General features: G+C 65.7%; 4 protein-coding genes. 1 reads left to right on the plus strand and 3 read right to left on the minus strand.

Features of this window, described 5'->3' with window-relative positions; translation table 11 throughout:
- Nucleotides 1–15 precede the first annotated feature (15 nt).
- From ACILSL_RS26895 to ACILSL_RS26905, 3 genes are all read right to left on the minus strand, one after another.
- Nucleotides 16–528 carry a hypothetical protein gene (locus ACILSL_RS26895; protein ID WP_395735160.1) on the minus strand — a complete coding sequence of 171 codons (513 nt, stop codon included), beginning with the start codon at nucleotides 526–528 and terminating at the stop codon, nucleotides 16–18.
- A gap of 164 nt (nucleotides 529–692) precedes the next feature.
- Nucleotides 693–1,775 (minus strand): hypothetical protein, encoded by a 1,083-nt coding sequence (locus ACILSL_RS26900; RefSeq protein ID WP_395735161.1) that lies wholly within the window; start codon nucleotides 1,773–1,775, stop codon nucleotides 693–695.
- Between the two features lie 75 nt (nucleotides 1,776–1,850).
- Nucleotides 1,851–2,951, minus strand: a complete 1,101-nt coding sequence (locus tag ACILSL_RS26905) for a hypothetical protein (protein ID WP_395735162.1) — start codon at nucleotides 2,949–2,951, stop codon at nucleotides 1,851–1,853.
- Between the two features lie 555 nt (nucleotides 2,952–3,506).
- On the opposite strand from ACILSL_RS26905, the gene ACILSL_RS26910 reads away from it, so the two are divergent.
- Nucleotides 3,507–4,766 (plus strand): PKD domain-containing protein (locus ACILSL_RS26910; RefSeq protein WP_395735163.1); only part of this gene is annotated, 1,260 nt, incomplete at its 3' end.

The raw sequence follows: 4,766 nt of genomic DNA on the forward strand, positions 1-4,766 counted from the left end.
CCCACCGCCCCCATCTCAGAAGCGTTTGTTCACGGCCTGCTGCATGGCTGCTTCATCGCGGGCGGAGGCGTAGACGAGGTGGTTCTTGATCACGCCGCCGCCGCTGAAGGCGCCGCCGTTGAAGGGGGCGTCCACCAGCAGGTAGCGGCCTGAATAGCGCACGGTCACCGGCAGCCAGTACTGCCCGGCGAGGGGATTGAGAAAGACGTTGCGCGTCCACACCACGTTCCAGCGGCCCTGGCCTTGATACTGCCACTCGCCACGCGCGCCCTCGATGCCGTCCCCGCGCCAGTGCACGGTGTGATCCGGCAGAAACTGCAGCGTGTAGCGCGAGGACGGATGCAGAAAGCGCGGCTGCGTCTCCGTGTGCCAGATGCCCACGACCGCGCTAGGCGGCCAGTCGCGCTGCGCCGCAGGAAGCAGGGCGGCATACTCCGGGTCCAGCCGGTCCCACGTGGAGGCGGCGCAGCTGCTCAGCAGGCTGGCGACCAGCAGCAGCACGCCCAGCGCGGCGGCACGTGCACGCATGACGGCGGGCGATCTTGGCTCAGAAGACGTTTGCATAGGGCAGGGGAGGTGGAGGATGGAGTTGCAGGGAAGGGCGAAAGTATCTGGAGTCAAAAGTGCCGGGCGCTGCCGTCCCGCCCAAGAGCCGCGCTGCGAGGCGGCGGCCCACGGCCAGGGCAGCGGCGTCACGGCGCTTTCAAAGACGTCACGGTGAAGTAGCCATGCTGGAGTTTCTCATTGAAAAAATTCGACGGCGTCACCTCCACGGCGCGCCCGCGTCCGCCCACCATGGCATAGATCGCGCTCAGCCTCGCGTCGCTGGCAAACACGACCACCGCCAGATCCATCTCCGCATGCCCCAGCACGCCAAAGTCCCCCGGCCCCGAGTGCAGGGCGGCCGCGCGCGCCGCCGTCCAGAGCCTTTCCCCGTCCACCGCAGACTGCGGGATGGCCACATGGCTCAGCCTTTGCGAGTACCGCGCCTGAAACTCCCGCTCATCCAGCACCCGGCTTCCCTCATCGATCTGGTGGTCCAGATAGAGCCTCTTTCCATTCACGCTGCGGAGATAGAGCACCGTGTGGGCGATGTCATGCCGCTCGGTCTGCGGCTGCGGGTCGTCTGAAAAAAACGCGCCGATCTGCCGGTAATGCTGGTCCGCAGAGGGAATCATCTTGCTCATGCGGCTGCTCGCATCCGGTTTCATCAGCAGAATGTCCCCCGGCGCCAGATCCGCCGTCGTCTTGGGCAGTTTGGCCAGGGGCGTCCGGCCCCCGCTTTGCTTCAGCGCCTCCAGGATCTCCTCGGTCATCGCCCGCGCCCTCGGCTCGCTGGTCTTCACCAGCTCGCTCTTCATGGCCTGGGCCCAGGCCTCGCGGTTCGTGGCGAAGAAATCCTGCTCCGTCTGCGCGGTCTGCCCGCACACCGCCTCATCCTCCACCACCGTGTTGAATTCGGTCACCTCCTTCGTGCAGGCCTTCACCGTGGCGGCCAGCTCCGCCAGATCGCGCCGGCGCTTCGCCTCCGCGGCAGATCCCGGCTTCACCGGACCCAGCGCATTGAAATTCTCCACCTTCTGCTTCACCTCCGCACGCATGAGCTCCAGCTGCGCGCGTCGTTCGGTCAGGTGATCGAGCACGGCGGCGGAGCGGATCTTCGTCAGCGGGGCGATCTTTGCCAGCTTCATCGCCACCTGTTCATCCGCCCGCAGGCAGAGGCTGGCCGCCGCCACAAACAGCACCGCAAAGGCGAGATGGAAGGCGGGTTTCATGGTTGTGCAGGCGGTTGGAGTTGGAGTTGGAGTTGGAGTGGCGAATCATTCGGCGCTCAATCAGTCATGCCGGGGTCAGTCCTCCACCAGCAGCACCTTGATCAGCGATTCCTTGAGCTGCGGATCTTTCTCCGCCGCATCGCTCACCTCTTTTTTGATCTTGTTTTCCGTTTCATTCACGGAGCGGTTGATGCTGCGGAGCTCGCCCTCGAGCTGCTTGTGTTTCACCGGATCGTTTTTGGCCTTGTCATAGCTCAGGTACGTGGCGCGGTAGCTCGCCAGCGCCTTCTCACGCTCCTTCACCAGGGCGCGCCGACGCTGCTCCACATCGCGCGGCAGCTTGATCCCCTTGGGCAGCTCACTCCGGTAGAGAAAGTTTTGAGACGGGCCGCTCATCACCTTGCGCAAATAGGTGCCGGAGCCCGCGTTCGCCGGCGTGCGGCCGGGCGTGTCAAAGCCGAGTCCCGACTTCGCTTTCATCTCCTCATCGCTACGCGCTTTCAGCGCCTCCTGCCCGTGCACACCCGCCGCGGCCAGCCGCTGACGCGCACTCGTTTCAGATCCTGCCTCGATGCGCTCCGCCGGCTTCAGGCCCGGGTCCTCCGGATTGGACTTGCGGCCAAACAACCGGTTGAAAAGGCCCGTCTTCGCCGGTGCCGCCGCCACAGCCCTGCCACCGCCCACCGGGGGCGGCGCGGGGGCGGATTTCCCCAGGTGCTCAAATTTCTGCGCCGCCGCGCTGAGTTCAGAGCCTCCGGCGCGACTGGAGGGCGGCCTGAACAAATCGCCGAAGCTGAAGCGGCTCCCCGGCTGCGGGCTGGGCTGCTGCGCACGGCGCTCCCGGAGACCACGGAAAAGCCCCTCAAAGATGTTGCCCCCGCCGCCATAGCTCCCGCCACCACCGCCTTGCGGCCGGGAAGGGCAGCTCGCCTCATGCTGCTGACGCAGCGCATACACGCGGGACTCGTCCCCCGGCATCGGGTCACCATACACCTGCCCGCAGTAGGGGCAGCTCGCCGCCATCGCCACGGATCCCGTCAGCGCCAGCAGCACCAGCAGCCACGCCCGGCACGCTGTGAGCATCCTGGCCACCGCACCACCCGCAAGCCCACGCCGCGCCTCTCCCGCAGCGGCTCTCTGCCCTCCCCGTGGGAAAAGCGTGGAGGTGCGCTTCATGTCATTTCCCCATAGAATGCAGCCGTTCATCATAGACCTCCTCGGTAATGGAAAAAGCTGAATCAATGCCGTGCGACCCGCTACCCATCCCTTGCCCAAGCCTGTTCTTCAATTGTTCAGCCCTGCAGCCCGCCGCAGGGTGGGGGAAGGGGCCTGCGTAAAGAGAGGACCCCACGCACGGCATGCACCTGCGCCCGGGGCGCTCGGGTCTGGAAAGTCATAGGGGCGGGGGGCAGGTGGCATGTGAGCTTGTTTCCGTGGCGATGGCGCAGGGACGCTCGCCGGAGCCGATGTGGACATCGGCGCTCCCAGCCATGATAACCGCCCGACTGCGAGGACGTTCGCACGCCATGGTGTTTGCCGTACGCTCACAGACGGGCGGGCTTCGCCACGACCGTCCTACGCCATCATACCCACCTCTTCTCGCGAAGAGCGGTTTGACTTCAGGACTCGTTTTCAACTGTGCGTGGTATCACAGGCGTGGGCACACTCGCGCACTGCATCAGCGCATGCAGGATCTGCCGCACGAGATCCGTTGAAGCATCCTCCTCCCGCATGAAAACATCCTTCCTCACCCTGGCCCTCCTCGCAGCCGCCCTCTGCCAGCTGCACGCCGCACCGCCTGAGCCCACGCAGCAGCCCACCCTGCGCGCCGTGGACCTGAAACTCGGTGAAGCCGCCGAAGTGAAACTCGCCGATGGCAGCACCGCGAAGGTGACGCTGCTCGATCTCCAGGAGAAGACCGACTCCATGGCCCATGCCGTGCGCGAGGCCAAGGTGAAGGTGCAGGTGAACGGCGCGGAGGCCTGGCTCACCAGCGCCAACTACCACCTGCCACAAACCGTCGGCGGCGTGCAGATCGACTGCCCCATCACCCGCGGCTACAATGCCAACAGCGGCGAAGACTCCTGGGGCCTGGAGAAAGACGCGCGGCTGCGCCTCTGGCCTGCGGGCGCGCCGTGGATCGAGCCCGGCACCTTCGTCTATCCGCTCAAGCAGCGCTGGTTTGCCACCAGCACCCAGTTCTCCAACGAGCCCACCTACGTGGACGGCGGCGACAAGCCCGACCGCAAAAAAATCTACTACCACAACGATCTTGACTTCGGCGGCTGCGAAGGCCTCGTGGAAGTCGTCGCCGCCACAGACGGCCTCGTCGTCAGCGCGCGGGACAAGACGCTCGACGGCTACTCCCTAACCCCCGTGCGCCCGCGTTACGATGTGGTGTACGTGCTCGATGCCAGAGGCTGGTATTATCGTTACAGCCATCTCCACGTCATCGATGACGCCATCCAGCCCGGCACGCGCGTGAAGATGGGCCAGCGCATGGGCCTCCTCGGCAAGGAAGGCGCCAGCGGCGGGTGGTCGCACCTGCACTTCGGCATCAAGAGCCGCCAGCCCTCCGGCAAATGGGGCACGCAGGAGGCCTACGCCTTCGCGTGGGAGAGCTACGTGCGTGAAAACAAGCCCGCCCTCATCGCCGTGGCGCGCCCGCATCACCTCATCCGCGCCGGCGAGACCATCACGCTGGATGCCTCCAAGTCCTGGGCCGCCGCCGGCAAAATCGGCAGCTACGAATGGACCCTCACCGACGGCACCCGGAGCAGCGCCGCCACCTTCCAGCACACGTACACGAAGCCCGGCTGCTACAGCGAGATCCTCAAAATCACCGGCCCCGGCGGCAGCACCAGCTACGACTTCGCCATCGTGCAGGTCATCGGCGCAGACTTCGTGAACATCCCGCCCTCCATCCATCCCAGCTTTCATACCACCATGAATCTCAAGCCCGGCCAGCCGATCACCTTCATAGTCCGCACC

This window comes from Prosthecobacter sp., assembly GCF_044222345.1.
Taxonomy (GTDB): Bacteria; Verrucomicrobiota; Verrucomicrobiia; order Verrucomicrobiales; family Verrucomicrobiaceae; genus Prosthecobacter.